Source organism: Glycocaulis sp. (assembly GCF_050485565.1).
Classification (GTDB): domain Bacteria; phylum Pseudomonadota; class Alphaproteobacteria; order Caulobacterales; family Maricaulaceae; genus Glycocaulis.
The window spans coordinates 1-22,024 of record NZ_JBJHBQ010000016.1 but is presented as its reverse complement, the minus strand read 5'-3'; the positions used below and the strand labels follow the sequence as shown (position 1 = coordinate 22,024).

15 protein-coding genes, 1 tRNA gene and 1 pseudogene are annotated in these 22,024 nt (G+C 61.4%); all 17 read right to left on the bottom strand.

Features of this window, described 5'->3' with window-relative positions:
• Positions 1 to 127: GTP-binding protein (locus ACQ5ID_RS13685; RefSeq protein ID WP_291025186.1), on the bottom strand; the 127-nt coding region annotated here is incomplete at its 3' end.
• Positions 128 to 183: 56 nt separating this feature from the next.
• Positions 184 to 2,259 carry an elongation factor G gene (gene fusA / locus ACQ5ID_RS13680; RefSeq protein ID WP_429912984.1) on the bottom strand — a complete coding sequence of 692 codons (2,076 nt, stop codon included), beginning with the start codon at positions 2,257 to 2,259 and terminating at the stop codon, positions 184 to 186.
• A 39-nt stretch (positions 2,260 to 2,298) separates the two neighbouring features.
• Complete coding sequence (gene rpsG, locus ACQ5ID_RS13675) at positions 2,299 to 2,769, bottom strand: 30S ribosomal protein S7 (protein ID WP_036512006.1); 471 nt, start codon at positions 2,767 to 2,769, stop codon at positions 2,299 to 2,301.
• Positions 2,770 to 2,781: 12 nt separating this feature from the next.
• A complete protein-coding gene (rpsL, locus tag ACQ5ID_RS13670; protein WP_036512005.1) occupies positions 2,782 to 3,153 on the bottom strand; it encodes a 30S ribosomal protein S12 in 372 nt (123 codons plus the stop codon).
• A 354-nt stretch (positions 3,154 to 3,507) separates the two neighbouring features.
• The gene (gene rpoC / locus ACQ5ID_RS13665; RefSeq protein ID WP_429912983.1) at positions 3,508 to 7,716 is read right to left on the bottom strand and encodes a DNA-directed RNA polymerase subunit beta'; all 4,209 of its coding nucleotides are present in this window, start codon (positions 7,714 to 7,716) and stop codon (positions 3,508 to 3,510) included.
• A gap of 79 nt (positions 7,717 to 7,795) precedes the next feature.
• On the bottom strand, positions 7,796 to 11,875 hold the full coding sequence (gene rpoB, locus ACQ5ID_RS13660) for a DNA-directed RNA polymerase subunit beta (protein WP_429912982.1): 4,080 nt from the start codon (positions 11,873 to 11,875) through the stop codon (positions 7,796 to 7,798).
• A 232-nt stretch (positions 11,876 to 12,107) separates the two neighbouring features.
• Entirely contained in the window at positions 12,108 to 12,488 is a 381-nt protein-coding gene (rplL, locus tag ACQ5ID_RS13655) for a 50S ribosomal protein L7/L12 (RefSeq protein WP_429912981.1), read from the bottom strand.
• A gap of 50 nt (positions 12,489 to 12,538) precedes the next feature.
• Positions 12,539 to 13,054: a 50S ribosomal protein L10 gene (gene rplJ, locus ACQ5ID_RS13650; protein ID WP_371393823.1), complete on the bottom strand. Its 516-nt coding sequence runs from the start codon at positions 13,052 to 13,054 to the stop codon at positions 12,539 to 12,541.
• Positions 13,055 to 13,385: 331 nt separating this feature from the next.
• Positions 13,386 to 14,099 carry a 50S ribosomal protein L1 gene (gene rplA / locus ACQ5ID_RS13645; protein ID WP_429912980.1) on the bottom strand — a complete coding sequence of 238 codons (714 nt, stop codon included), beginning with the start codon at positions 14,097 to 14,099 and terminating at the stop codon, positions 13,386 to 13,388.
• A gap of 6 nt (positions 14,100 to 14,105) precedes the next feature.
• Positions 14,106 to 14,537: a 50S ribosomal protein L11 gene (gene rplK, locus ACQ5ID_RS13640; protein WP_429912979.1), complete on the bottom strand. Its 432-nt coding sequence runs from the start codon at positions 14,535 to 14,537 to the stop codon at positions 14,106 to 14,108.
• A gap of 139 nt (positions 14,538 to 14,676) precedes the next feature.
• Complete coding sequence (gene nusG / locus ACQ5ID_RS13635; RefSeq protein ID WP_429912978.1) at positions 14,677 to 15,210, bottom strand: transcription termination/antitermination protein NusG; 534 nt, start codon at positions 15,208 to 15,210, stop codon at positions 14,677 to 14,679.
• A gap of 5 nt (positions 15,211 to 15,215) precedes the next feature.
• Positions 15,216 to 15,509: a preprotein translocase subunit SecE gene (secE, locus tag ACQ5ID_RS13630; RefSeq protein WP_429912977.1), complete on the bottom strand. Its 294-nt coding sequence runs from the start codon at positions 15,507 to 15,509 to the stop codon at positions 15,216 to 15,218.
• 55 nt (positions 15,510 to 15,564) lie between these two features.
• Positions 15,565 to 15,640 (bottom strand) — tRNA-Trp (locus tag ACQ5ID_RS13625).
• A gap of 142 nt (positions 15,641 to 15,782) precedes the next feature.
• On the bottom strand, positions 15,783 to 16,751 hold the full coding sequence (locus ACQ5ID_RS13620) for a class I SAM-dependent methyltransferase (protein ID WP_429912976.1): 969 nt from the start codon (positions 16,749 to 16,751) through the stop codon (positions 15,783 to 15,785).
• Positions 16,751 to 18,559 (bottom strand): 2OG-Fe(II) oxygenase family protein, encoded by a 1,809-nt coding sequence (locus tag ACQ5ID_RS13615; protein ID WP_429912975.1) that lies wholly within the window; start codon positions 18,557 to 18,559, stop codon positions 16,751 to 16,753. Before ACQ5ID_RS13615 ends, ACQ5ID_RS13620 begins: the two co-directional genes overlap by 1 nt.
• A 119-nt stretch (positions 18,560 to 18,678) precedes the next feature.
• The gene (locus ACQ5ID_RS13610; protein WP_429912974.1) at positions 18,679 to 21,582 is read right to left on the bottom strand and encodes a TonB-dependent receptor domain-containing protein; all 2,904 of its coding nucleotides are present in this window, start codon (positions 21,580 to 21,582) and stop codon (positions 18,679 to 18,681) included.
• A 319-nt stretch (positions 21,583 to 21,901) separates the two neighbouring features.
• Positions 21,902 to 22,024, bottom strand: a pseudogene (gene tuf / locus ACQ5ID_RS13605) (elongation factor Tu); the annotation flags it as partial.

Below are 22,024 nucleotides of genomic sequence, written 5' to 3'. Positions count from 1 at the left end.
CATACGCACGAAACTCGCCGAAATACTTCGTAATCGCCGCCGTCAGCGTCGTCTTGCCGTGGTCAACGTGACCAATCGTGCCAACGTTCACATGCGGCTTGTTACGCTCAAACTTTGCCTTGGCCATTTTCTCAACTCACTCTTTTTGTCGTTTCCAACCCGGAGGGGCTAATTGTTCACGCCTCAGGCGATCTTGGAGATCACCTGATCGGCCACCGCTTGCGGCACCGGCTCATAGTGATCGAACTGCATGGTGAACTGGGCGCGGCCCTGAGTTGCCGAGCGCAGATTGTTCACATAGCCGAACATGTTCGCCAGCGGCACCATGGCGTTCACCACGGTGGCGTTGCCGCGCATCTCCTGATCGCGGATCTGGCCGCGGCGGGAGTTCAGGTCGCCGATGACCGAACCGGTATACTCGTCCGGGGTCACCACTTCGACCTTCATGATCGGCTCAAGCAGTTTCACGCGCATACGGCCCTTGGCTTCGCGCATGGCGGCACGCGCCGCGATTTCGAACGCCAGCACGCTGGAGTCCACGTCGTGGTAGGCACCGTCAATCAGCGTCGCCTTGAAGTCGATCAGCGGGAAGCCTGCCAGAAGGCCGGTTTCACGCACCGAGTTGATGCCCTTTTCAACGCCCGGAATGTATTCCTTGGGCACCGAACCACCGACAATCTTGGATTCGAAGCTGTAGCCCCCGCCCGGCTCGACCGGTTCAAAGAGCAGCTTGATGCGGGCGAACTGACCCGTACCACCGGTCTGCTTCTTGTGCGTGTAGTCGACTTCGCACGCTTCGCCGATGGTTTCACGGTAAGCCACCTGCGGCTGACCGACATTGGCCTCGACCTTGAACTCGCGGCGCATGCGGTCCACCAGAATGTCCAGGTGAAGCTCGCCCATACCCGCAATGATCGTCTGACCGGACTCTTCGTCGGTCGACATGCGGAAGGAGGGGTCTTCAGCCGCCAGACGCTGCAGGGCAACGCCCAGCTTCTCCTGATCGCCCTTGGACTTCGGCTCGATGGCCAGCTCGATCACCGGCTCGGGGAATTCCATGCGCTCCAGGATGACCGGCTTCATCGGGTCACACAGCGTGTCGCCCGTAGTCGTGTCTTTCAGGCCCGCAATAGCGACGATATCGCCCGCGAACGCTTCCTTGATGTCTTCACGGCTGTTCGAGTGCATCAGCAGCATGCGGCCGATACGCTCTTTCTTGTCCTTGACGGTGTTCATCAGGGACGTGCCGGTTTCGACATGGCCCGAATACACGCGGCAGAAGGTCAACGAGCCCACGAACGGGTCGTTCATGATCTTGAAGGCCAGCAGCGAGGTCGGCTCGCCATCATCGGCCTTGCGCAGCACTTCTTCCTCGGTCTTGGGGTCGATACCCTTGATCGCCAGAACGTCGACCGGCGAAGGCAGGTAATCGACAACCGCATCGAGCAGGGGCTGAACGCCCTTGTTCTTGAAGGCCGTACCGCACAGGATCGGGTTGAAGGCCAGCTCGATCGTGCCCTTGCGGATGAGCTTCATCAGCTCTTCTTCGCTCGGCATATTGCCTTCCAGATAGGCTTCCATCGCGGCCTCATCGACCTCGACAGCGCCCTCGATCAGCTTTTCACGATACTCTTCGGCCTGCGCCTGAAGATCAGCCGGGATGTCCGTGTAGTGGAACGCGGCGCCCAGATTTTCTTCTTCCCAGATGATGGCGCGCATCTTGATCAGATCGATGCAGCCCTTGTACTCGGTCTCCGCGCCGATCGGCAGCTGGAGCACGAGCGGGGTGGCACCAAGGCGCGACTTGATCATCTCGACGCAACGGAAGAAGTCCGCGCCAAGCTTGTCCATCTTGTTGACGAAGATCATCCGCGGAACTTTGTACTTGTCCGCCTGACGCCAGACCGTTTCGGTCTGCGGCTCGACGCCGGCATTAGCGTCCAGCAGCGCAATGGCGCCGTCCAGCACGCGAAGCGAACGCTCAACCTCAATCGTGAAGTCCACGTGGCCGGGCGTGTCGATGATGTTCAGACGCTTTTCACGCCAGAAACAGGTCGTCGCAGCGGACGTGATCGTGATGCCACGCTCCTGCTCCTGCTCCATCCAGTCCATGGTGGCCGCGCCGTCATGGACCTCACCGATTTTGTGAGATTTGCCGGTGTAATAGAGGATCCGCTCGGTCGTCGTCGTTTTCCCGGCATCAATGTGGGCCATGATGCCGAAATTGCGGTAGTCCTCGATCTTGTGGGTGCGGGCCATGGGGGAGAGGTCCTTGAATGATCGGTCGTTTAGCCGGATTTACCAGCGGTAATGCGAGAAGGCGCGGTTGGCTTCGGCCATGCGGTGCGTGTCTTCACGCTTCTTCACAGCCGTGCCGCGGTTTGAAGCCGCATCGAGAAGCTCGCCGGCCAGACGCTCGCGCATCGTGTTTTCGTTGCGCGCACGGGCAGCAGCCGCCAGCCAGCGGATGGCCAGAGCCTTGCGGCGGTCAGGGCGCACCTCGACAGGCACCTGATAGGTGGCACCACCAACGCGGCGCGAACGCACCTCGATCTCCGGAGCAATATTGCCCAGAGCATCGTGGAATACACGCACCGGCTCGCGCTTGGCTTTCTCTTCAACGATTTCCAGCGCACCATAAATGATGCGCTCGGCGACGGATTTCTTACCGTCTACCATGATGTAGTTCATGAACTTCGTGAGATCGCGATCACCGAATTTCGGGTCGGGCAGAATCTCGCGTTTCTCTGCGCGGTGACGACGGGACATGAGAGCCTCTCCTTATTTCGGACGCTTCGCGCCGTATTTCGAACGGCGCTGACGGCGATCCTTGACGCCCTGGGTATCCAGAACGCCGCGCAGAATGTGGTAACGGACACCGGGAAGGTCTTTCACGCGGCCACCGCGGATCAGGACAACAGAGTGCTCCTGAAGGTTATGGCCCTCACCGGGGATGTAGCTCACAACTTCGTAGCCATTGGTCAGACGCACCTTGGCCACCTTACGAAGCGCCGAGTTCGGCTTCTTCGGTGTCGTGGTGTACACACGCGTGCACACGCCGCGCCGCTGGGGGCACGATTGGAGCGCAGGCACCTTGTTGCGCTTCGGCTTGTCTTTCCGCGGTTTGCGGATGAGCTGGTTAATCGTAGGCATGCAGCTACGTCCGTTCCTGATCCCAATGCGCGTTGGCGTCCAGTAGCGGACACCGCAAGCGCGTAAACCCGACCGCCGGACGGGAGCCTCACTGCTCACGCCCACGGACGGTGTTGAGTTATGTCTTTGTTTCAGGCGACGTCTAACTGGCCTTGGCACTCGCCTCGGGCCGAAGTTACGGCTCACCCCTGAAAACGAGCGCGGAACCTACTGATCTGGCCTGTCCGCGTCAAGAGACGCGCAACCGGATTTTTACACCCCGTTCACATGGGCCAGATCAGCCCCTGAACAAAAGGAAAGGGCCGCCGGAATAACCAGCAGCCCTCGCCTCTGTTCTAGCGCCAGTAAGGACTATCAGCCCTGTTCGCTGGCAGCCTCTTCAGCGATCTCCGCCGGCAAGGCTTCGGCACCCTTGGCCGCTTCCTTCTCGCGCTCGGCCAGCCGCTCACGATCACGCTTGTCAGCAACTGACTGGAACTCGCGCATCGTGCCGCCCGTACCGGCAGGAATCAGACGGCCGACAATCACGTTCTCTTTCAGGCCTTCGAGCATGTCGACCTTGCCCTGGATGGAGGCTTCGGTCAGCACGCGCGTCGTCTCCTGGAACGAGGCCGCAGAGATGAAGGAGCGCGTCTGCAGCGAGGCTTTGGTGATGCCCAGCAGCACCGGCTCGCCTGTGGCCGCACGCTTCTTCTCTTTCTCCAGCTTCTCGTTCATCTCGAGGAAGTCGAGCTTTTCAACGTGCTCGCCCGCGAGATAGCCGCTATCGCCCGGATCAAGGATTTCCATCTTCTGCAGCATCTGCCGGACAATCACTTCAATGTGCTTGTCGTTGATCGGCACGCCCTGCAGGCGATAGACCTCCTGGATCTCGTTGATGAGATACTTGGCCAGCGCCTCGACACCGAGAATCCGCAAGATGTCGTGCGGAGCCGGGTTGCCGTCGAGCAGATACTCGCCGCGCTGGATGATATCGCCTTCCTGAACGGTCAGGTGCTTGCCGCGCGGAACGAGATATTCCACCGGCTCTGCCCCGTCGCCTTCCGGCGTGATGATGATGCGGCGCTTGTTCTTGTAGTCACGCCCGAACTCAACACGGCCTGTGGTTTCGGCGATGATCGCGTGGTCTTTCGGCCGGCGGGCCTCGAACAGCTCGGCAACACGCGGCAGACCACCGGTGATGTCGCGCGTCTTGGCGCCTTCGGTCGGGATACGGGCCATCACATCGCCCGGCTTCACCTCATCACCATCGCTGATCGAGAGGATCGCACCAACCGACAGCATGTAGTTGGCCGGCGAGCCATTGGCGAGCTTGACCGGCTCGCCCTTCTCGTCGGTGACCACAATGGCAGGCTGGATGGAGCTCGACTTCGAGGATGTACCACGCCAGTCAATGACGACTTTCGAGGCAATGCCCGTCGCATCGTCGGTTTCGTCGCGCACCGTGAGGCCCTCGATCGTATCGATGAACTTCACACGGCCGCCCACTTCTGTGACGATCGGTGCGGTGTACGGGTCCCACTCGGCCAGGCGGTCGCCCCGCTTGATCTTGTTGCCCGCATCCACACGCAGCTTCGCACCGTAGGGGAGCTTGTAGACTTCGCGTTCCTTGCCCTCGGCATCCATGACCACAACCTGCATGTTGCGGCTCATGACGATGAGAGCGCCTTCGGAATTCTTCACCGTGGAGCGGTCATTGAAGGCGATCTTGCCATCATTGAGCGCTTCGATGAAGGACTGCTCGGAGACCTGGGCGGTACCGCCAATGTGGAAGGTCCGCATCGTCAGCTGGGTGCCCGGCTCACCGATGGACTGGGCCGCGATGACACCGACAGCCTCGCCCATATTCACCTTCGTGCCGCGCGCAAGATCACGGCCATAGCAGGTGGCGCAGACGCCCCAGCGGGTTTCGCAGGTCAGCGGCGAGCGGGTCTTGACCGAGATCACGCCCGCAGCCTCGATGGCCGCGCACAGATCTTCGTCGAGATACGTGTCCGCCGGAGCGATCACATCACCCGAAGACGGATCTTTCACCGCTTCTGCCGTGGTGCGGCCAAGAATGCGCGCACCCAGCGACACGACGACTTCACCGCCATCGACGACAGCCGACAGTTCGATGCCTTGCGAGGTGCCGCAATCATCTTCGGTGATGATGCAGTCCTGCGCGACATCGACCAGGCGGCGGGTCAGATAGCCCGAGTTCGCCGTCTTCAGCGCGGTATCGGCCAGACCCTTACGGGCGCCGTGGGTCGAGTTGAAGTATTCAAGGACCGTCAGACCTTCCTTGAAGTTCGAGATGATCGGCGTCTCGATGATGGAGCCGTCCGGACGGGCCATCAGGCCGCGCATACCGGCAAGCTGCTTCATCTGGTTCTTCGAACCGCGCGCGCCGGAGTGGGCCATCATGTAGACCGAGTTGATCTCGCCTGTGCGGCCATTCTCGGCAGCGATCGGCTTGGAAATCTCGTCCATCATGGCGTCAGCGACCTTGTCGGTGCACTTGGCCCACGCATCAACGACCTTGTTGTACTTCTCGCCACGCGTGATGAGGCCGTCCACATATTGCTGCTCGTAGTCCGACACCAGGGTGCGCGTCTCGTTGACGAGAGTGGCCTTGGCGTCCGGGATCAGCATGTCGTCCTTGCCGAAGGAAATGCCGGCACGGGCCGCTTCGCGGAAACCGAGCTGCATGATGCGGTCACAGAAGATGACCGTCGCCTTCTGGCCGGTGTGGCGGTAGACCTCGTCGATCAGGTTGCCGACCGCTTTCTTGGTGAGAAGCTCATCAAGAAGGCTCGGCGGCAGGAGCTTGTGACGCGGCAGATGCTCGAGCAGCTTCATGCGGCCCGGCGTCGTGTCGATGACGCTGACCTTGGGCTCACCGTCCTCGTCAACGCCCTCATAGCGGGCCTTGATTTTGGAGTGCAGGGTCACGAAACCGGCATCCAGCGCCGCATCGATCTCGGCCATGGAGCCAAAGACCATGCCCTCGCCCGGCTCGCCATCCTTGGCGATGGAGAGGTAGTAGAGGCCCAGCACGATATCCTGCGACGGCACGATGATCGGCTTACCGTTGGCGGGCGAGAGGATGTTGTTGGTCGACATCATCAGCACGCGCGCTTCCAGCTGCGCCTCAAGGCTCAGCGGAACGTGCACGGCCATCTGGTCGCCGTCGAAGTCGGCGTTGAACGCGGCGCAGACCAGCGGGTGAAGCTGGATAGCCTTGCCCTCGATCAGCTTCGGCTCGAACGCCTGGATGCCGAGACGGTGCAGCGTCGGCGCGCGGTTCAGGAGAACCGGGTGCTCGCGGATCACTTCGTCCAGAACGTCCCAGACTTCGGGGCGTTCTTTCTCGACCAGCTTTTTCGACTGCTTGACCGTGCCAGACAGGCCCTTGGCGTCGAGACGCGCATAGATGAAGGGCTTGAACAGCTCCAGCGCCATCTTCTTGGGCAGACCGCACTCGTGCAGTTTCAGGTCGGGACCGACCACGATCACCGAGCGGCCCGAATAGTCCACGCGCTTGCCGAGCAGGTTCTGACGGAACCGGCCCTGCTTGCCCTTGAGCATGTCCGAAAGAGACTTCAGCGGGCGCTTGTTGGTGCCGGTGATGACACGGCCACGGCGGCCATTGTCAAACAGGGCATCGACCGCTTCCTGAAGCATGCGCTTCTCGTTACGGATGATGATGTCCGGCGCGCGCAGCTCGATCAGGCGCTTCAGGCGGTTATTGCGGTTGATGACCCGGCGGTAGAGATCGTTCAGGTCCGACGTCGCAAACCGGCCGCCATCCAGCGGCACGAGCGGGCGCAGTTCCGGCGGAATGACCGGAACGACCGTCATGATCATCCACTCAGGGCGGTTCTTCGAGAAGATGAACGATTCAAGGAGCTTGATGCGCTTGGAGAGCTTTTTCAGCTTCAGCTCCGAGCCGGTCTCCTTCATCTCTTCCTTCATGCGCTCGACTTGCGCAGGCAGATCCATATTGGCCATCAGCTCGCGGATGGCTTCCGCGCCGATGCCGGCCGTAAAGGCGTCCTCGCCGTACTCGTCGACCGCCTGATAGTATTCTTCCTCGCTCAGGAGCTGATGCTGCTGCAGCGGGGTCAGGCCCGGCTCCATGACGATATAAGCCTCGAAGTAGAGCACGCGCTCCACGTCCTTCAGGGCCATGTCCATCATCAGGGCGATGCGGGAGGGAAGCGATTTCAGGAACCAGATATGGGCAACCGGTGCGGCCAGCTCGATATGGCCCATGCGCTCGCGGCGCACGCGCGCCAGCGTCACTTCCACGCCGCACTTCTCGCAGACAATACCCTTGTACTTGATACGCTTGTACTTGCCGCACAGGCACTCATAGTCCTTGATCGGACCAAAGATGCGCGCGCAGAACAGGCCATCACGCTCGGGCTTGAACGTGCGGTAATTGATCGTTTCAGGCTTCTTCACCTCGCCGAACGACCAGGAGAGAATCTTCTCCGGGCTCGCCAGCGAAATCCGGATCCGGTCGAAGGCCGGGCCTTCGGCGGACGGGTTGAAGATATTCATGACCTCTTGGTTCATGTCCGTCTCCTTGACGGTGGCGGCGGCAGGACCCTGAGGGCGAGCCCTGCCACCTGATCACAGTTTGGCCGCTAGCGGCCTATTCGTTGACGAGCTCGACGTTCAGGCCAAGGGAACGCATTTCCTTGACCAGCACGTTGAAGCTTTCCGGGATGCCCGCTTCGAAGGCGTCGTCGCCGCGCACGATGGCCTCGTAGACCTTGGTGCGGCCGGCCACGTCGTCCGACTTCACGGTGAGCATCTCCTGCAGGGTGTAGGCAGCGCCATACGCCTGCAGCGCCCACACTTCCATCTCGCCGAAGCGCTGGCCGCCGAACTGCGCTTTGCCGCCCAGCGGTTGCTGGGTAACCAGGCTGTACGGGCCGATGGAGCGGGCGTGGATCTTGTCGTCGACAAGGTGGTGCAGCTTCAGCAAGTGCTTGATGCCGACCGTGACCTTGCGCTTGAAGGGCTCGCCCGTCTGGCCGTCATACAGCGTCGACTGGCCGCTCTCATCGATACCGGCACGCTTGAGATACTCGACAATGTCGGGTTCGCGTGCACCGTCAAAGACCGGCGTGGCAATCGGCACACCAGGGGTCAGATTGCGGGCCAGCTCGGCGATATCACCTTCGTCCTCGGGCAGTTCCTGCTCTTCGCCATAGGCCGAATTGATAGCCTTTTTCAGCGCATTGCCATCGCCATCGCGCGTATAGGCTTCATAGGCCAGGCCGATCTGCTGGCCGAGACCCTTACAGGCCCAGCCCAGATGGGTTTCGAGGATCTGACCCACATTCATGCGCGAGGGCACGCCCAGCGGGTTCAGCACGATATCAACCGGCGTGCCATCTGCCAGGAAGGGCATGTCTTCGAGCGGGTTTATCTTGGAGATCACGCCCTTGTTGCCGTGACGGCCGGCCATCTTGTCGCCCGGTTGCAGCTTGCGCTTCACCGCCACGAACACCTTGACCATTTTCATCACGCCCGGGGGCATCTCGTCGCCGCGCTGCAGCTTCTCGACCTTATCCTCGAAGCGGCGGTCCAGGCGGGCCTTGGACTCGTCATACTGCTTCTTGAGGGCTTCGACCTCGGCCATGGCCTTCTCGTCTTCAAGGCCGATCTTCCACCACTGGGAGGCAGGCACCTCTTCCAGCGAGCCTTCGGTGACCTTGCCCTTGGCAAAGCCGCGCGGCCCGGAAACCGCCTCGCGGCCCAGAAGGATCGTTTTCAGACGCGAGAAGATGTCACGCTCGAGGATTTCCAGCTCGTCATCGCGGTCTTCGCCAAGGCGCGCGATTTCATCACGCTCGATGGAGATCGCACGCTCGTCCTTGTCAACGCCGTGACGGTTGAACACGCGCACTTCCACGATCGTACCCGTGGTACCCGGCGGCAGGCGCAGCGAGGTGTCACGCACGTCGGAGGCTTTCTCACCGAAGATGGCGCGCAGGAGTTTCTCCTCCGGCGTCATCGGGCTTTCGCCCTTCGGCGTCACCTTGCCGACGAGAATGTCACCGGCCTCAACCTCGGCGCCAACGGCCACGATGCCGGCTTCGTCGAGATTGCGCAGGGCTTCCTCGCCCACGTTCGGAATATCGCGGGTGATCTCCTCCGGGCCGAGCTTGGTGTCACGGGCCATGACCTCGAACTCCTCGATATGGATCGAGGTGAAGACGTCATCGCGCACGATACGCTCGGAGATGAGGATGGAGTCCTCGAAGTTGTAGCCATTCCACGGCATGAACGCGACGACGATGTTCCGGCCGAGCGCAAGCTCACCGAGATCCGTCGACGGTCCGTCACCAATGATGTCACCGGCCTTCACCACATCGCCGACCTTCACGATCGGGCGCTGGTTGATGCACGTGGACTGGTTGGAACGCTGGAACTTCGCCAGACGATAAATGTCGACGCCCGAAGCCGCCGCATCAATATCGCCGGTGGCACGCACCACGATACGCTGCGCGTCCACCTGTTCGACCACGCCGTCACGGCGGGCGATGATGGCAGCACCGGAATCGCGGGCCACAACCGCTTCCATACCGGTGCCCACCAGCGGCGCTTCATTGCGCAGCAGCGGAACGGCCTGGCGTTGCATGTTCGAGCCCATCAGAGCGCGGTTGGCGTCGTCATTCTCCAGGAAGGGAATGAGCGCTGCGGCCACCGACACGACCTGTTTGGGCGACACATCGATATAATCCACGTCTTCACGCGGGATCAGCGTCGCATCACGGTTCGGGCCGATACGGCAGTTGACGAACTCGTTGGCCAGCTCGCCCTTGTCGCTCACGGTCGCATTGGCCTGGGCGATGTTGAACTTGGCCTCCTGCATCGCGGTCAGATAGTCCACCTGATCGGTCAGCTTGCCGTTTTCCACCTTGCGGTACGGGCTTTCGATGAAGCCGTACTTGTTCACACGCGCAAACGTGGAGAGCGAGTTGATAAGGCCGATATTCGGGCCTTCCGGCGTCTCGATCGGGCAGATCCGGCCATAATGGGTCGGGTGCACGTCGCGCACTTCAAAGCCGGCACGCTCACGCGTCAGGCCGCCCGGGCCAAGCGCTGACATGCGGCGCTTGTGGGTCACTTCCGAGAGCGGGTTGGTCTGGTCCATGAACTGCGAGAGCTGGGAGGAGCCGAAAAACTCGCGCACCGCCGCCGCTGCCGGCTTGGCGTTGACGAGGTCGTGGGGCATCACGGTCTCGATATCGACCGAGCTCATGCGCTCCTTGATGGCGCGCTCCATGCGCAACAGGCCGACGCGGTACTGATTTTCCATCAGCTCGCCGACCGAACGCACACGGCGATTGCCCAGATTGTCGATATCGTCGATCTCGCCCTTGCCGTCGCGCAGACCGTGCAGGACCTTGAGGACCTCAACGATGTCCTCACGGCGCAGCACGCGCACATCATCCGGGCATTCCAGATCAAGGCGCATATTCATCTTCACCCGGCCGACCGGGGACAGGTCATAGCGCTCGGAGTCGAAGAACAGGCCATTGAACAGGGCTTCAGCCGTTTCCGGCGTCGGCGGCTCACCCGGACGCATCACACGATAGATGTCGACCAGGGCCTGCTCGCGGGTGTCGTTCTTGTCGGCGGCAAGCGTAGTGCGGATATAGCCGCCCACATTCACGCCATCGATATCGAGCACCTCGATCTCGCCATAGCCCGCATTGGTGATCTCTTCGAGAAGCTCCAGCGTGATCTCGTCACCGGCCTCGGCGAAGATTTCGCCGGTTTCGGCATTGACGATATCTTCGGCAAAGAAGCGGCCGACCAGATCATCGCCAGCCACCAGCAGATTCTTCACGCCGTCTTCGGCCAGCTTGTTGGCCACGCGCGCGGCGATTTTCTTGCCGGCAGGCGCAATAACCTCGCCCGACTTGGCATCAACCAGATCGCGCAGCGGCTTCACACCGCGCCAGTTTTCCTTGACGAACGGCGTCGTCCAGCCCGCCTTGACCTTCTTGTAGCCGACACGGCCGTAGAAGATCGACAGGATGGCTTCCTTGTCGAGGCCCAGCGCATAGAGCAGCGTCGTCGCAGGGAGCTTGCGGCGGCGGTCGATACGCACATGGATGATGTCCTTGGCGTCGAACTCGAAGTCGAGCCAGGAACCACGATAGGGAATGATCCGCGCGGCGAACAGATATTTGCCAGAGGCGTGGGTCTTGCCACGGTCATGGTCAAAGAACACACCCGGAGAGCGGTGCATCTGGGAGACGATAACCCGCTCGGTGCCGTTCACGACGAACGTGCCCTTGTCGGTCATGAGCGGGATATCGCCCATGAACACGTCCTGTTCCTTGATGTCCTTGACCGAGCGCGCGCCCGTTTCCTCGTCCACATCAAACACGATGAGACGCATTTTGACTTTCAGCGGCGCTGCGAACGTCATGTCGCGCTGCACGCATTCTTCAACATCGTACTTGGGCGCCTCGAATTCGTAGGACACGAATTCCAGAACAGCCCGTTCAGAGAAATCCTTGACGGGGAAGACAGACTTGAAGACTGCCTGCAACCCTTCGTCCGGGCGCTCGCCCGTCCGCAGATCCTTCATCAGGAACTGCTCGTAGGAATGCTTTTGCACCTCGATGAGGTTGGGCATCTCCAGCGCTTCGGGGATGCGACCAAACGACTTGCGAATGCGCTTCTTGCCGGTGAACGACAGACCCATTTCCGCTCCCTTTGCCAGGCTACAGCCCGGCATCGTCCTACGGGGACGCGAAATGCGTCCCGCCCGCCCCGGTGAAAGTGGCAACAAGCATGAGGGGGCTTGCCACCCTGACCTGACACACCCGGGGCAGACCGGAATGCCAGACGAAACTTGAAACGCCCCAACGGGCGCGTGGCTCTAAGCCACACGCCCGTCAGATCGTTGTGTCAGGAACCGCGAACGGCCCTGATCCTTACTTCAGCTCGACAGTAGCGCCTGCTTCTTCGAGCTGCTTCTTCATGGCCTCGGCCTCGGCTTTGGCAGCGCCTTCCTTGACGGCCTTGCCACCGGCTTCCACCAGGTCCTTGGCTTCTTTCAGGCCAAGACCGGTGATGGCACGGACTTCCTTGATGACGTTGATTTTCTTGTCACCGGCGGTGACGAGAATGACGTCAAATTCAGTCTTTTCTTCCGCAGCAGCGGCGTCACCGCCAACAGCGCCGCCAGCAGCGGCAACCGCCACCGGAGCAGCAGCGGAAACGCCCCACTTCTCTTCGAGAAGCTTGGCGAGGTCAGCAGCTTCCAGCACGGTCAGGCTGGAAAGGTCTTCCACGAGTTGTTCGATCTTCGACATGGTTTTCAGTCCTGTTTGAATGCGTTGTCACTAGAGATGCGGAGACGGCGTCATGCAGCCTGTTTGTCTGCATAGGCCTGAAGCAGGCGGGCCAGCTGGCCGGCCGGGGCTTGAACAACCCCTGCGACCTTCGTGGCGGGCGCCTGGATGAGACCGATCAGCTTGCCGCGCAGCTCGTCCAGAGACGGCATGGTGGCAAGAGCCTTGACCTGGCCTTCATCAAGAACCGTAACGTCCATGAACCCGCCGAGCAGAACGAGCTTGTCGTTCTTCTTGGCGAAGTCCGCAGTGGCTTTCGGTGCCGCAACAGGGTCTTCGGCGTAGGCAATGGCGACAGGTCCGGTGAACATGTCGGCAGCGCCTTCAGCCGCAGAGCCCTTCAGGGCAATCTTGGCCAGACGGTTCTTCACAACCTTCAACTGCCCGCCGGACTTACGAAGTTCGGCACGCAGAGACGTCATTTCCGCAACAGTGAGTCCGGAGTAGTGAGCAATCACTACCGAGCCGGCGCCGGCGAAAATGCCTTTATAGGCATCGACGGCTTCGACTTTCTGGGCTCGCTCCATTGCGGTCTCCCGTTACACGATGACCGGAACATCCGGTCATCTTGCGGTGATGGGGACGCCGCTTTTCTCCAGGACCATCCCGGAGCGCGTTCACCCCCGCCATTACTCCTGTCCGGGGAACGAAATGACGCCGCTTGCCGCGCATGACACGCGAAAAACAGGTATTTTCGTACTCCCGTCTGCGCAGGGCCGTCGTATGATTAAGCGGTCCGGCGGCAAAGCCCCCTTCCCGCCCCTGCGGTCTCGGACAGGTGGCTGGCAGACCGGGCAAGCCCGGCAAACCAGCCGCCAGAGCCGGGTGAGACCCGGCTCTGGAAACTCAAGTCTTCAGTTACGCAGCAGCGCTTGCACCGCTGCTGGCTTCCGCAACATCAATCTTCACGCCCGGACCCATGGTCGAGCTGAGCGAGATCTTGCGGATATACTGTCCTTTGGCACCAGCCGGCTTGGCCTTGTTCAGCGCGTCAAGCAGAGCGCGGACATTCTCCGAAATCTGCTTGGCCGAGAAGCTGGCCTTGCCGACGCCGGCGTGAACGATCCCGGCCTTTTCGACACGGAACTCGACAGCGCCGCCCTTGGCCTGCTCAATGGCCTTGGCGACATCCATGGTCACCGTGCCGACCTTCGGGTTCGGCATCATGCCGCGCGGGCCGAGCACCTTACCCAGACGGCCGACGAGCGGCATCATGTCCGGGGTGGCGATCACCTTGTCAAAGTCGATATTGCCGGCCTGAACGGTTTCCACCAGATCCTCGGCACCAACAATGTCCGCGCCGGCCTTCTGGGCTTCTTCAGCCTTCGGGCCCTTGGCAAACACAGCGACGCGCGCCGTACGGCCAGTGCCGTTCGGCAGCGGGCAGATGCCACGCACCATCTGGTCGGCATGACGCGGGTCAACGCCCAGATTGACGGCGATCTCGATGGTTTCATCGAACTTGGCGCTGGCCTTCGACTTCACGAAAGCGACAGCATCGTCGATCGAATGCAGCTTGTTGCGGTCCAGCCCGTCACGGGATGCGGCAACGCGTTTTGCGATTTTCACCATGTCCGCCTACCCCGTCACTTCCAGGCCCATGGACCGGGCCGAACCTTCGATAATGCTCGTCGCCTGATCGAGATCGTTGGCGTTGAGATCCTTCATCTTCAATTCCGCAATCTCGCGGCACTGGGCGCGCGAAATCTTGCCGATCGGGCCGGACTTGCCGGTCGTGGCGCTGCCTTTTTGGACCTTGGCAGCCTTTTTCAGAAGGAAGCTCGCCGGCGGCGTCTTCGTCTCGAAGGTAAAGGACTTGTCCTGATAGACGGTGATGATGGTCGGGATGGGCATCCCTTTTTCCATCTCTTGCGTCTTGGCGTTGAACGCCTTGCAGAACTCCATGATGTTCACGCCGCGCTGACCCAGCGCCGGGCCGATTGGCGGCGAGGGGTTAGCGGCTCCGGCGGGAACCTGCAGCTTGATGTAGCCGGAAATTTTCTTGGCCATATCCCTGTCACTCTTTGCGGGGCTTGCCCCGGTTTCAAGATGCCTCGCGAGTCCCCTCGTGGAGCCTCACAAGACGCGGGTGGCGCGGTGAACGGACCCGGAATGGACTTTCCCGAACCCTCCCGCACCAGATTTACAGTCAGCTGGCTTTTTCCACCTGGCTGTATTCGAGCTCGACCGGGGTCGCCCGGCCGAAAATATTGATGGCGACCTTCAGCACCGAGCGGCCTTCATCCACTTCCTCAACGATACCGTTGAAGCTGGAGAAGTGGCCGTCCGTCACGCGCACCGTCTCGCCGATTTCGTAGGAGATGGTCGGGCGCGGGTTTTCAGCGTCCTCTTCCATCTTGCCCATGATACGCAGCACTTCACTTTCCGGAACGGGCAGCGGGCGGTTACCCGACCCGAGAAAGCCCGTCACCTTGGGTGTATTCTTGACGAGGTGGTAAGCCTCATCGGTCATGTCCATCTTCACCAGCACATAGCCGGGGAAATATTTGCGCTCGGCATTGACCTTGCGGCCCTTGCGGATCTCGGTGACCTCTTCGGTCGGGACCACGATGTCCTCAAACTTGTCCGACAGGCCCTTCTGCGCCGCTTCGACGCGGATCGCCTCGGCAACCTTCTTCTCGAAGTTCGAGTAGGCGTGAACAATATACCACTTGGCCGGCATGCGTATCAGGCCCCCAGGCCGAGCAGGAAATTGACAATCAGGCCGATCAGCGAATCGACGCCGAAAAAGAAGATGGCGGCGATCACTGACAGCACCAGCACGAAGATGGACGACACGATCGTTTCACCACGGCTGGTCCAGGTGACCTTGCGGCCCTCCTGACGCACCTCGCCAAGAAACCGGAACGGATTGGTCGTCTTCTTGCGCGCAGGCGCAGACGAGCCACCGGAGGCAGTGCCGCTGCCCTGCCCGGTTGCGCCTGTGCGTGCCGGCTGACCGGTTTTGCCTGCTTTTGCCATCGCCTCTTTCAAACTCAAATTCGGGTGCGCGGGATAATCGCGCACAACCAGCAACTGGCAGGGGCGGAGGGGCTCGAACCCCCGGCCTGCGGTTTTGGAGACCGCCGCTCTACCAGCTGAGCTACACCCCTATACCAACCAGAAAAGCGGAGACACACATCCCCTCTTTTGATGTTGAGGACGGAGCTAATACATCGCCTGCAGCGATATGCAAACAGGGCGCTGCAAAAAAAGCTGCCGCGAAGCAAGCCCAATGAACGAAAAATCAGCTTATCAGGTGCGGATTGCCTTGAGCAACCACGCGCCCGGCTTCGTGTCATCACCCAGCGTCAACGCATCGGGATCGGGAACATCGAACCCCTGTTCACGCCAGGCGGCCAGCACGGCTTGCACCTGCCCGGCATCCAGAGCAGCTGCGGTCATGTCCTGCAGGCGTTGGCGTACCGCCGCACAGGAACGGGTCTGAGCCCGTATCCAGCCGCGAGCATCATCACGATCATAGGCGGCGCGGCGCCGGATCAGCTGAGCAATATCCCCCAGCAGACGCAGGACATTCTGGGCCGCTTCCCCATCAGAGTTTTGAGCCAGCGCTCCGGTCTGTTCGGCCGCTTGCCGGTAGGCCACACCGCAGGTATGCAGGCCCTCCTGACTGCCCTTACCCTCATCGGCAGCATAGGCCGTCTCAAGCAGGTCCAGAGCAAGGTTCAGCAGACCCGACGTCTCCACCGCGTCCCAAACCCGGAGATTGCGGAGGGACTCAGCGTGGATGGCACCATCCTTGTAATGACACAGGAAGGCAAGCTCTCCGCCTTCGGCCAGCACAACAGGTGCCTGTGACAAGGCGTCCATGCCTGCATATTCGACACCGAACTGGCTGAAAACGAGATCGAAACTGCCCGCAGCGAACGGCAGCGCGCCAGCATCGCCGGCAATGACCGACACATTGCCCGCCCCCGACAGGCCCTCTCGCGCGGCTAGCAACGCCTCAAGGGCTATGTCCATGCACACGATCTGCAAGTCAACGCAGCGCGCCTGCGCTGCGCGTGCCGATTCCAGCGCCACCACACCGGCCCCGCAGGCCAGGTCCAGCAGCCGCGCACCCGGCCGCCCCTCCAGAGCGCCCCCGGCATGCGTGTTCCAGAAGACCGCAAGCTCCCTTGCGATCCCCGGTGCATTGACGGCCTGTGACTCGCCGCCTTTGCCTTGCCAGTAAGTATCCCAATGATGCTGCAGCCCGCTCATCACGCATTCCCCCGGCCACTGCCAGGTGCGATGTCAAAAGCGATGGTCAGCCGTTCGCCAGAGCTGATCGGCACAGTTCCGTGCCAGAGATAGCTGGGAAAGATCGTGAGTTCGCCAGGGCGCGGCTCAACGTGATCGTGCGGCCCGAGCCCGGGTACCGCGAACGGCGGCTCTCCGAATTTGAGCCATCCCTCCTGGCTGGACGACCCGGCAATCTGCGGCGGCACGGACACATAATAGACGCAGCTGACCCACCCTTCGGGATGGACATGGTTCACATGACGCCCGTTGGGGCCCAGGCGTACCGACCAGGCACCCTGGACGTGCATCCTGTCTGGCATATTGCCAAGCAGCGGATGCCCGGCGATGGGCTTGAGCCTTGCGCGATACCGGTCAAACGCCTGCTCAACCATGGAAAAAAAGTCCACGATCAGCCGGTTCTCATTATGGCGAAGATCGGATGAGGTTTGCGTCCCGTCCCGCAGAGACTGGCCGAGCGGCGCAGCCGAAAATGCGTGCAGCCCTCTTAGGAACTCTGCCAGCTGCATGTTGAAATTCTCTATCCCGCCATATGCAGGCGGGGGCTGCAGCGATGACGTCATAACCAGCTGGGGGCCGCACAGCGTTTCATAGGTGTCAGCGTCATCGCTCAGGCGCGCCAGAGTCGCTTCCATAGCCGTCCAGAACCGTCCTTCCGGCATCGTCTTCATGGCCTGATCAATCAGAGGCGCGGCATGGCGGGCATCACCGGCCATGAACGCGGCGCGCACCCGGTTTGCAAGCAGGCTGGCCTCGGCCGGAAAAAGCTCCCCGGCCTGTTGCGCCAGCGTGAACGCTCGCGAACTGTCGGCAGCTTCGACTTCAACAGCGATAGCGCGGTCGAGCAAGGCGGGCTGAACGCCATGCCTTTTACCGGCCGCATCAACGGCGCTGCGCGCGGCATCGAACTCACCCATACGGACAAGCGTATCGATATATTGCAGCTCTACCGGCAGGGCGAAGCCTGTCGCCTCCAGCGCGCGTGCAAACAGCGCTGGCACCTTGTCGGGCCGGCTGGTCATGCAAAGCAGCTGGGCCGCCCCCTCCAGCCCTGGGAGATCGCCAGGATTTAAGCTAAGCACCGTCTCAACAGCCTTCTGCGCAGCGTCAAGGTGCCCCATCCTGGCCAGAGCCGAGAAGCGGGCATACTCAATCTGCGGATCGCGCCCGGCGGGCAGGCTTTCGAGCCGCTCCAGCCCCTCCTCTGCACGGCCGAGATCGATACAGCATAGTGCAATCCCGAAAGCTGCCTTGATATCACCTGGCACGAGCTGGAGCCTGCGCTGATAGGCATCAAGAGCACGCGCCGGGTCGCCGCCGGCGCGCAGCGCCTGCGCGTGGACCAGCGCCGCAAGCGGATCACGCCCGGCATGACGCGCCACCAGCCCGGCTGCCTTTTGCGGGTCTCCAGCATCCAGATGGGAGCGTGCAAGATTTATCGCCGCAGCCGCTTGCTGGGGTGCCATTGCCAGGGTTTGTTCCCAGACTTCCCGCGCCTGCCCGACGCGCCCTTGCCGGGACAATACCAGCCCAAGGGCATTTGAAGCCTCATGGTGCGATGGCCGGAGCCGGATAGCCTCGCGCAGATAGGTCTCTGCTGCCGGCAAATCCCCCCGCGCCTGCGCAGCCGCACCGGACAGGCGCCACACATCAGCCTCGTGGGGGCATGAATCACGCAGCCGCCTGAGCAGACCGTCAGCGGCATCAACCTGCCCGGCCTGAAGGAGGCGCAGGGATTCCTGCAACATCTGGCCCGGCGCTGCGTTCATGACCTCTCTCCTCCCCCGATGCCCGGAAAGCGGGCACCCTTATTGAAGCTCAGAGCTAGGTTTACACAAAAAAAGTGGCCCTCCGAAGAGGGCCACTTCACTTCCGTTATCGGGTTGACCTAGTAACGCGCGGTCACGCCCAGGAAGAACTGACGACCGAACGGATCGTAGGTCGCCGGCCAGGTGTTGGCCTGCTGGGATTGCGGGCCGTCACCGACGATCGGCGGGCTTTGATCGAACATATTCCGCACCCCGCCATAGAACCGCACGTTGTCCGTGAAGTCATAGCTGAGGTTCAGGTCGAAATAGTCGATCGAACCGATGTGGGTCACGTCAAGCTGATCGGCGCGGGCGCCATAGAACTGCGTCAGCGTGTCCGTGACTTCACCCACGTGCGTCCAGCGCAGGTTGGTGGTCAGCGGGCCGTACATCCACGACGCGCTTGCCAGCCACTTGTGAACCGGGGTCGGCTGACCACAGTCGGCACCGTAGAAGCCGGCGCACTCGATCCGGGTCGTCTGCGGAGACGACTGGAAGGAGCTGGTGTCGGTCCAGGTCGCATTCAGACCCAGAGCGAACGTACCCATGTCACCGGCGTCGAACAGGTAGTCGAAGCCATAGTCAATACCACGGACGTAGAGGCCGGTCTGATTCTCGGTCGACAGGAAGTCGATCAAGGTCAGCGTACCACCAGCACCGCGAATGAGGAGGTCACAGGCGGCCTGAACGCCGAACAGCGTACAGGAGTTGACCACTTCCTGAGCAGACGGGCCGCTCAGCGCGTTACCGATCTCGATGTCATAGTAGTCCGCCCGCAGGGTCAGGCCCGGCAGGAAGGACGGAGAGTAAGACACACCGAGGGTGATCGTGTCGGCTTCTTCTGCTTGCAGGTCACGAGCGCCGCGGAAAATGGTTTCCACCTGCGAGTTGACCTGGGCAACCGGCACGTTACCAACCGGCACACCATTGGCTTCACAGTTCGCCTGGACCGTCGTCTGCTGGGCAGTCGACAGGTTGTTCCAGGCACCCAGGCCGCTGGCGCAGGGGTCAGACACGCCCGGGAAGCCATTCGTGTCCGTCTGGAAGAGCTGGGACACGGACGGCGCACGAACAGCGCGCTGGAACTGAGCACGGAAACGGACATCGCTGACCGGGATCCACTCAGCGCCGATGGCGAAGGTGTCGGTGTTGCCGACGGTCGTGTAGTTCGAACGACGGTAAGCGGCGTTCAGACCGAGGTATTCGGCAAAGGTACCGCCTTCGATAACCGGCAGGACGCCTTCCGCGAAGAACTCGTACACGTCAAACCGGCCTTCGATGAAGGTCGACTGGTTGAAGCCACGGACATCCGGGCCAAGAACCGAGTCAGGCTGACGGCGAGCGGATTCTTCACGATACTCGACACCGAGCACCACTTGCAGCGGCGTATTGGCCGTGCCGAAGCGGAACGCGTCGATCTCACCTTGAGTCGTGGCCACAAACTGGACCTGCTCGTTGGTTTCGAAGATCGCGCCCGTACGGCTGGCAGCTGCCACCACGGCGTCAGACAGAGCGCCCGCACCGTCGAAGATGCGCGCGTTGCCATTGTTCACTTGCGCCGTGAAGGCCGAAACCGACAGGTTGCCCGTCTGGATCTGGTCCGCACGCGTGCGTGCGAAGTGAGCGTAGACATCATAGGTCCAGCCCGACAGGAACAGATCACCGCGGACACCACCGCCGACCAGCATGGCGTGGGTGTCACGCAGGCTGTTACGCGGGCCGAACTCGGTGAAACGGCGGCCGATGTCGAACTGGAACTCTTCCAGGCCATCGGCATTGACGCCTTGGAAGATGGCCGGGGTGTTACGGAACAGTTCCAGCACGTCCGCGTGGCCGTCAAAGATGGCATTGTCTTCAGTGACGGTGAAGCGCAGAGCGGCCGGCGTCGGAGCCAGCTGGCTGTCCACGATCACGTTCGAGTACATCGCACGGCCGTAGACTTCGAAGTGCCGGTTGATCTCGTAATTCGCGAACGCAGCGAAGTTGTAACGCTCTTGCGGCAGCTGGAGATAGTTGTCCGGTGCGTAGTTGTACCGGTCATTGTTCGGGCCAGCCGTACGGAAGGGCTGGATCAGACCATTGCTGTCAATACGGGCAGCAAAGGTCCAGCAGGTGTCAGGCGTGCCGACGCAGCGATCATCGAAACGATCCTGAAGACCAGCCGCTGCCCAGCCGAAGTCGCCGAACGTGCCGCCACCCAGCACAACGCCGCCAGGCGCAATGAGGGTTTCTTCAATGAGAACCGAGCCGGTCGTGCCGAACGTGCCAGAGCCGTTATCGATCAGCGTGTTACGCGAGAACTCGCGGTCACCCTGGAACAGCTCTTCACGACGGTTGTACGACATGTTCAGCACGGCGTTACCGCGGCCATCGGCGAAGTTGCCACCGATCGTTGCGGAAATCGACGTGTTGGAACCGCCACCCTGCTCCGACCAACGGTGCGAGGTGTCGAGCTCGACGCCTTCAAAGTCGGTACGCAGGATGAAGTTGACAACACCGGCGACGGCGTCAGAGCCGTACACAGCCGAGGCACCACCGGTCACCACGTCAACGCGCTCGATCAGAGCAGCCGGGATGGTGTTGATGTTGACCGTCTGGCCAGCACCTTCCGACACCATGCGGCGGCCGTCCAGCAGGACGAGCGTGCGGCCCGAACCCAGACCGCGCAGCGACAGGTTGGCCGTGCCGTTACCGGGGTTGTTCGACGTGGCGTCGAAACCCGGAATCAGCTGCGGCAGGTCGTTGAGGTAGTCTTCGATGTTGATCGTGTTGTTCACTTCGAGCGCAGGCGCATCGACCGACACGATCGGGCTCGGCGCGGTCGCATCAGGACGTGCGATACGCGAACCGGTGATCTGGATGGTTTCGCGTTGCGCGGCACCTTCATCTTCTTGCGCAATCGCGGGAGCCGCAGCAGCACCAGCCGCCACGAAGCCTGCGAGGACCGAGGTCCGCAAGAGAGCTTCTCTATTCCACTTTTTCACGATGTTTCCCCTTTGGTTTAAGGCAGTCAAATTCAACGAGGCTCAAGGCCACGAACCCGCAAATGCGAGTCAGCGGGCCTTTCACAGCCTCGCTTGGGGCTACCATTGCGGAAACTTCATACTGCGCCAAGCGCTTGGTGCGGCCCTGACACATGTTCGCCTACAACCTGTTGCAAAAAGGTCATCAAACCGGGGCGCGGCGGGCGCAATTTTCTGCTTCGGCCCAAAAAAGAACCGGCCCGGAGCATCGCTCCGGGCCGGTCACATATGCATTTCCTGCTCTTCGCTCCGATTCGCTGACGCGAAGGCAGAACGCCTCTTAATCGAGGATTTTGGATACGACGCCGGCGCCGACGGTGCGTCCGCCTTCACGGATGGCGAAGCGCAGCTTCTCTTCCATCGCGATCGGCTGGATCAGGTCGACCGTCACTTCCACATTATC

What these genes read in the sequence shown, in the direction of transcription:
- fusA (WP_429912984.1), bottom strand. Translation starts at nt 2,259, where the DNA reads ATGGCCCGCACCCACAAGATCGAGGACTACCGCAATTTCGGCATCATG.
- rpsG (WP_036512006.1), bottom strand. Translation starts at nt 2,769, where the DNA reads ATGTCCCGTCGTCACCGCGCAGAGAAACGCGAGATTCTGCCCGACCCG.
- rpsL (WP_036512005.1), bottom strand. Translation starts at nt 3,153, where the DNA reads ATGCCTACGATTAACCAGCTCATCCGCAAACCGCGGAAAGACAAGCCG.
- rpoC (WP_429912983.1), bottom strand. Translation starts at nt 7,716, where the DNA reads ATGAACCAAGAGGTCATGAATATCTTCAACCCGTCCGCCGAAGGCCCG.
- rpoB (WP_429912982.1), bottom strand. Translation starts at nt 11,875, where the DNA reads ATGGGTCTGTCGTTCACCGGCAAGAAGCGCATTCGCAAGTCGTTTGGT.
- rplL (WP_429912981.1), bottom strand. Translation starts at nt 12,488, where the DNA reads ATGTCGAAGATCGAACAACTCGTGGAAGACCTTTCCAGCCTGACCGTG.
- rplJ (WP_371393823.1), bottom strand. Translation starts at nt 13,054, where the DNA reads ATGGAGCGAGCCCAGAAAGTCGAAGCCGTCGATGCCTATAAAGGCATT.
- rplA (WP_429912980.1), bottom strand. Translation starts at nt 14,099, where the DNA reads ATGGTGAAAATCGCAAAACGCGTTGCCGCATCCCGTGACGGGCTGGAC.
- rplK (WP_429912979.1), bottom strand. Translation starts at nt 14,537, where the DNA reads ATGGCCAAGAAAATTTCCGGCTACATCAAGCTGCAGGTTCCCGCCGGA.
- nusG (WP_429912978.1), bottom strand. Translation starts at nt 15,210, where the DNA reads ATGCCGGCCAAGTGGTATATTGTTCACGCCTACTCGAACTTCGAGAAG.
- secE (WP_429912977.1), bottom strand. Translation starts at nt 15,509, where the DNA reads ATGGCAAAAGCAGGCAAAACCGGTCAGCCGGCACGCACAGGCGCAACC.
- ACQ5ID_RS13620 (WP_429912976.1), bottom strand. Translation starts at nt 16,751, where the DNA reads ATGAGCGGGCTGCAGCATCATTGGGATACTTACTGGCAAGGCAAAGGC.
- ACQ5ID_RS13615 (WP_429912975.1), bottom strand. Translation starts at nt 18,559, where the DNA reads ATGAACGCAGCGCCGGGCCAGATGTTGCAGGAATCCCTGCGCCTCCTT.